This is a genomic window from Bradyrhizobium sp., from assembly GCF_035273305.1.
In the GTDB taxonomy this organism is placed as follows: domain Bacteria; phylum Pseudomonadota; class Alphaproteobacteria; order Rhizobiales; family Xanthobacteraceae; genus Bradyrhizobium.
Window position 1 is genome coordinate 1 of the sequence record NZ_DATEPI010000325.1, and the last position, 5,011, is coordinate 5,011.

The 5,011-nt window shown below is 61.1% G+C and carries 7 protein-coding genes; 2 read left to right on the forward strand and 5 right to left on the reverse strand.

The genetic code is table 11. From position 1 onward, the window contains the following. The coding region (locus VJV58_RS21330) for a 2-keto-4-pentenoate hydratase (protein WP_324139350.1) at positions 1 to 672 on the forward strand (672 nt) is incomplete at its 5' end. A 107-nt stretch (positions 673 to 779) separates the two neighbouring features. On the opposite strand, the gene VJV58_RS21335 is transcribed toward VJV58_RS21330, so the two are convergent. Next, a complete protein-coding gene (locus VJV58_RS21335) occupies positions 780 to 1,004 on the reverse strand; it encodes a hypothetical protein (RefSeq protein ID WP_324139351.1) in 225 nt (74 codons plus the stop codon). Positions 1,005 to 1,367: 363 nt separating this feature from the next. Between VJV58_RS21335 and VJV58_RS21340 the strand changes: the two genes are divergently transcribed. Then, positions 1,368 to 1,694 carry a DUF2934 domain-containing protein gene (locus VJV58_RS21340; protein ID WP_324139352.1) on the forward strand — a complete coding sequence of 109 codons (327 nt, stop codon included), beginning with the start codon at positions 1,368 to 1,370 and terminating at the stop codon, positions 1,692 to 1,694. 208 nt (positions 1,695 to 1,902) lie between these two features. Here VJV58_RS21340 and flgH read toward each other — a convergent pair whose 3' ends face one another. The 4 genes from flgH to VJV58_RS21360 form a co-directional block, all read right to left on the reverse strand. Further along, a complete protein-coding gene (gene flgH / locus VJV58_RS21345; RefSeq protein WP_324139353.1) occupies positions 1,903 to 2,655 on the reverse strand; it encodes a flagellar basal body L-ring protein FlgH in 753 nt (250 codons plus the stop codon). Positions 2,656 to 2,661: 6 nt separating this feature from the next. Next, entirely contained in the window at positions 2,662 to 3,738 is a 1,077-nt protein-coding gene (flgA, locus tag VJV58_RS21350) for a flagellar basal body P-ring formation chaperone FlgA (protein ID WP_324139354.1), read from the reverse strand. Positions 3,739 to 3,750: 12 nt separating this feature from the next. Further along, entirely contained in the window at positions 3,751 to 4,539 is a 789-nt protein-coding gene (gene flgG / locus VJV58_RS21355) for a flagellar basal-body rod protein FlgG (RefSeq protein WP_324139355.1), read from the reverse strand. A 49-nt stretch (positions 4,540 to 4,588) separates the two neighbouring features. Next, positions 4,589 to 5,011 (reverse strand): flagellar basal body rod C-terminal domain-containing protein (locus VJV58_RS21360; RefSeq protein ID WP_324139356.1); only part of this gene is annotated, 423 nt, incomplete at its 5' end.

Genomic DNA, 5,011 nt, shown 5'->3' on the forward strand with positions numbered 1-5,011 from the left:
GTCCAGGAGGCGCTGCACGGATTTCTGACGCCCGATTGCGGCGTTCGCGTCGGCTATAAGATTGGCTGCACCAGCCCGGTTATGCAGCAATATCTCGCAATCCCGCATCCTTGTTATGGCGGAGTGTTCGCCAAAGGCGTCTACGCCTCTGGCGTGTCGCTCGCATCTGGTGATTTCGTCCGCGTCGGCGTCGAATGCGAAATTGCTGTCCGGCTCGGGCGCGACCTCGCGCCCTCCCAAGCGCCGTTCACGGCGGACACCATCGGTCATGCTGTCGAGACTTATCTGCCGGCGATCGAGATCGTCGATGATCGATATCAGGAGTGGCAGAGCCTTGGCTTGCCGACCTTGGTCGCGGACGATTTTTTTGCCGCCGGTTGCGTGCTTGGCAAGCCGGTAGCGCGATCGGCTGCCCCCGACCTGCTTGCGATAGTCGGCCGCGCGCTGATCAGCGGCGTCGAGGCCGGGCAGGGCACCGGGGCCGACGTGCTTGGCCATCCCCTCAATGCACTCGCCTGGCTCGCCAATCGTCTTGCCGCGAGCGGCAAGCATCTCGGTGCCGGCGAGATCGTGCTGACCGGCAGCCTGGTCAAAACCGTATGGCTCAGGCCCGGCGACACGGTGACCATGGACTTGCAGGGGCTGGGCAGCGTCAGCGCGGCGTTCGCCTGAGTTGTTTTTCGTGACTGCCCGCGCGGCTTGATCGCGGATAGGGCTTCACAGACATCAGCGCGGCATACACGATTGCTCGCATGCACTGGCTTTGATCACGTCGACGATCAGGTCGCGCCTTTGAGTTTGCACGAGGTGTTGCAGGTGACCACGCTTCCGTTCAGGCAGTTTTTACAGACGTCCAGGCACTGCTTGAGTTGCTTGGGATCGTAGTTGTTATAGCGCTGCGAAATGCACACACGTTGTTGCTCGTTGTATGCCGGCTGCTCTTCGGAGCAGGCTGTGAGGCCCACTGCAAAGCATGCCAATAGCAACAACCCCGACAACTGCATGGTCCCACCCCCGGCTATCGTCATACTTTTCCGTCAATCAGCTCACGTCAACTGAACTCGCACGCTCCTCCTGAACGATCCCCGGCTCACGGGTATGATGTTCCGATACTGGAACAAGGGAAGGCGCGTTCGTATGCGAATGGTTTTGCCCGCCGCACGATCCTCATCCTGACGGCGGCCTTTTCGCCGCGTGTCGAAGGATGAGGCCAGCATCGGTTCTCATGTTCGAGACGGGGCGCAAGCGCGCCTCCTCGCCATGAGGGCCAAGGGGTCGTCCTCAGGAGGATCGAGCGGAGAAGGGGGCGCTCAAAGCAGAGCCTCTCAGCCGAATGAACCATTTGCAACCTCGGCTCGTTAACGTGAATGGACCGCAAGCAACTCGTCAGCGGCGTTCTGGCCAAGGCAAGAAAATACCGGAGTTTCACGCGCTGGATAAGCGATGGGGAAACGGCGCAGCGCATAGCCGCGCTTTCCGAAAAGCTGCAACGGCGCGCCAGTGTTTTGGCAAAACCCACCGAGAACAGGATCCGAAGGCGCGCGCGAGAAATCTGGGAAGAGAACGGCCGACCGTCTGGTAGGGATGAAGAGTTCTGGTTCCAGGCGGAGCGGGAGTTTCACGACGCTGAGACGCTCGCTGAAAAGGCGGACAGCGGGTCCAAGCCAAGTGAGCCAGGTGACGATTTGGCTTAGCGCGCCCGTGTATGTCACGGTGCGCATTACTAAATCCGCAAAGCCTCCAAAAACACCGCAGCCTCCGGCAGGGAGCTACCGGAGGCCGCGTATTACATCGCATCGCGCCTAGGTTCACGATGGGATGTGGGAGCTCTGTCAAACGTTCAGCGCTTCGGCGGATGCCTCTTGCTCACCCTTCTTCTGAAAAGGGACGGAAAAGTCATTGCTAGAATGGCAGCAGCACGTCCATGACCTGCTGCCCGTAGCGGGGCTGCTGCACGTCGGTAATCTGGCCGCGGCCACCATAGGCGATGCGCGCCTGTGCGATCTTGCTGGAGTCGATGGTGTTGTCACTCTGGATGTCCTCAGGCCGCACAATGCCCGCAACGATCAATTCGCGAATTTCATAATTGACCCGGATTTCCTGCTTGCCCTCGACCACCAGATTGCCGTTCGGCAGCACTTGCGTGACGACGGCGGCGACGTTGGTCTGCAGCGCTTCCTGGCGGTTGACCGAACCCTTGCCATCGCTCGAGGCCGTCGAGTCCGCGGTCAGCAGCCGGCCGGGAAGCACCTTCTGCGCCTGCGCGCCGAGTGTTTTGGAGCCGACGAAATCCGTAATTCCGGAATCCTCCTTGCTGGTGCGGCTGCGCTGCGTCTCGTTGGCGATGTTGGCCTTGTCGGTGATGTTCACGGTAACGGTGAGCAGGTCGCCCACACGGGCGGCGCGCTGATCCTTGAAGAAGGCCCGACTGCCGTTTCGCCATAGCGAGTTGGCGTTGTAGGACACTGTCTCAGGTTTGGGCATCGGCATCTGCACCGGCTTGTAGCCAGGCTGTGCGGTCGGGTTTTCGATCGCCGCCAGTTTCGGCTGTTCGCCGATCTGCGACAGCCGGTCTATTGACGAGCATCCGCTCGCGACGCTGAGGATGAGCAGCGAGGCGCTGATAAGAAGGATGCGGTTAGCGATGATTGACATGAACAGTTACTCGGTTTTGAGAGCGGCTGACGAATTGTTGGTTGCAGCGAGCGCGACCGGGGCAGCCGTTTGGTCTCGTTCTGGCAAGGATGTGGCTTCGGCCACGGCAGCAGGGCGGGGCGTTGCGACCGATATCGCGACCTGGCCGCGACCGATAACGGTGCCCGTCACGGTTCGCTTCGATTGCAGGTTGAGCACGCTCACGACGTCGCCTTCGGTCCCACTGTCGAGCGCCTTGCCGCGGATGGTGAGGTACAGGCCCGTGGCTTCGTAGATCAAGGTGACGGTCTGGTCACGCTGCACCAGATCGGGCTTGACGAGATCGGCAATCTTCAACGGCTGCCCTGCGCGGAGCTGCCGTCGCACCTGCATCCCGATTGCACGGTCGCGGGTTGCGGTGTCGCCGCCAAGTTCAGCCTTGGGGCGTCGCTCGACCACGAGGTCGGATAATTTTATCAACTCGTTGCGCTCGACATTGCGCGCCAGTACGGCGGCCTCGACGGTTTCAATGGCGGTGCCGGTGAATCGTAGCCGCATCGGTGTGCCGACGCGCTCGTTTGCGATCTCGAAGGTCACGTCGAAGCGTCCGTGGCGCGGGTCGTAGCGCACCGATATCGGTTCCATCGCACCCGTGTTGGAAACCTCCAGCCTCACATCCTGCAGGTCGCGGTCAAACGTCAGGCTGAGGTTCGCGGCATCGCCCAGTCCACCGCGGTGTTCCAGGGCGCGGGCGACCTGCATTTCTATGTCCTTGGCCTCTAGCGTGCGGGCCAGCCGAGTGACCGAAATTTCCCGCAGGTCCCCCGCATCGACCCCGATCACCTGGTGCGCCCGCAACACGGACAGCACCTGCTCCGTGGGAAGGTTACCGGTGGTGCCGAGATCGGGCGCACGATAAATCGCGATCTGCCCCGCCGTACCGGCGTTTTCGATCAAATCGCCAATCCGCACCAGTTCGCCCGAGACCGTGACGTTGGCGCGAAGCACGGGCCGGGCGATTGTGTCTCCGCTGCTTTGAGCGAAGCCTGCGGTAGTTTGAATGGCGAGCAGGGTGGTCGCGAGGATGAGAGAGCGCATGTTCATCATCAGCTCCCCTTATCGGAACAGCGCGGCAGTGGACTGCAACATCTGGTCGGCTGCGCTGATCACCTTGGCATTCATTTCATAAGCGCGCTGGGCCGCGATGAGATCGGAAATCTCGGACACGACCTCGACATTGGCCTGCTCGAGGTTGCTCTGCTGCATGTCGCCAAAGCCGTCGGTGTTGGCGATGCCATCCTGCGGAGCGCCGGATGCCGGTGTTTCCGTGAACAGATTGTCGCCGATCGGCTGCAAGCCTGCCTTGTTGATGAATCGCGTCAGGCCGATCTGTCCGATGTTGCTCGGTGTGGAGGATCCCGGCAGCACCACCGTGACCTGCCCCTGAGCGTTGATGGTAATTCCGGTGGAATTCTGCGGGATCGTGATCGTCGGTTGCACCGGATTGCCTTGGGCGTTCACAATCCGGCCCTGCGCGTCCATCTGGAATGAGCCGTCGCGCGTATACGTGAAGGTGCCGTCCGGCATCTGGATCTTGAAGAAGCCTTCGCCGCGGATCGCGATATCGAGATCGTTCCCCGTCATCGAGAGCGTTCCCTGAGTCATCAACCGCGGCGTGCCGACTGTCTTGACGCCGCCACCTATATCGACGCCCACCGGCAGGATCGTGCCCTGGTCGGACGCCTGCGCGCCCACCCGGCGCACATGGTCATAGATCAGGTCCTGAAAGGCGGCGCGCTGCTTTTTGAATCCGGTCGTGCGCAAGTTGGCGATGTTGTTGGAGATCACCTGAACGTTCAGTTCCTGGGCCGCCATCCCGGTCGCTGCGGTGTAGAGAGCGCGCATGGTTTAATCCCCTAAGAATTACGGACGGGCTCATTCAAATGAATGAGCGCTACGCAGGAACGTCGGCAAGTTTCTCGATCGCGGATTTGTGCAGATCGCTCTGCTGCTGCAGCAGCGTCGCTATTTGCGTGTAGGTGCGCGTCACCTCGATCATGCGGCTCATTTCCGTGACCGAGTTGACGTTGGATTTTTCGATGAAGCCCTGCCGGATCTTGGAGGCGGTATCTGGCTGGGGCGCGGCGGTGCCTGCCGAATACAGGTTCGAGCCATCCTTCAGAAGTTTTTGCGCGTCGCCGAAACTGACCACCCGCAACTTGCCGCGGACTGAATCAATCCGATTGAGGCCTTCGAGAACGGTGATGTTGCCGTCGGCGGCAATGCTGATGTCATGGTCTGTCGGCTGGAATACGATCGGGCCGCTGGTGCCGATCACGGGGTCGCCGGCTGCGGTCACGAGCTGGCCCTGATTGTT

What these genes read in the sequence shown, in the direction of transcription:
- flgH (WP_324139353.1), bottom strand. Translation starts at nt 2,655, where the DNA reads ATGTCAATCATCGCTAACCGCATCCTTCTTATCAGCGCCTCGCTGCTC.
- VJV58_RS21335 (WP_324139351.1), bottom strand. Translation starts at nt 1,004, where the DNA reads ATGCAGTTGTCGGGGTTGTTGCTATTGGCATGCTTTGCAGTGGGCCTC.
- VJV58_RS21340 (WP_324139352.1), top strand. Translation starts at nt 1,368, where the DNA reads ATGGACCGCAAGCAACTCGTCAGCGGCGTTCTGGCCAAGGCAAGAAAA.
- flgG (WP_324139355.1), bottom strand. Translation starts at nt 4,539, where the DNA reads ATGCGCGCTCTCTACACCGCAGCGACCGGGATGGCGGCCCAGGAACTG.
- flgA (WP_324139354.1), bottom strand. Translation starts at nt 3,738, where the DNA reads ATGAACATGCGCTCTCTCATCCTCGCGACCACCCTGCTCGCCATTCAA.